At 63.1% G+C, this 320-nt stretch carries 1 protein-coding gene; it reads left to right on the top strand.

The window, feature by feature from the left end:
* A partial coding sequence (locus PY649_RS34960) for a TetR/AcrR family transcriptional regulator (RefSeq protein ID WP_285873642.1) occupies positions 1–320 on the top strand: 320 nt, incomplete at both ends.

Genomic DNA, 320 nt, shown 5'->3' on the forward strand with positions numbered 1-320 from the left:
CGCGTCGGAGGTTTTTGCCGAGGCCGGAATGGATGTGCCCATACGAGAAATTGCGGACAGGGCGGGGGTCGGCGTCGGCACACTCTACCGCCATTTTCCAACACGTTCCGATCTTGTCGTGGCGGTTTTCCGCAAAGAGGTCGATGGGTCCGTTGAAGCAGCGAAGACGCTGGCCGCGGAGCATCCTCCGGGCGAGGCGCTGGAGCGATGGGTCGAGCGCTATGTGGATTTTATCGCAGCCCACCGTGGGTTGGCGGCGGCGTTCAATTCGGGCGATCCGGCGCTCGAAGGATTGCCCGCACATTTCCAGGAGCGGCTGG

This window comes from Rhizobium mayense (assembly GCF_030272705.1).
GTDB lineage: Bacteria > Pseudomonadota > Alphaproteobacteria > Rhizobiales > Rhizobiaceae > Rhizobium > Rhizobium mayense.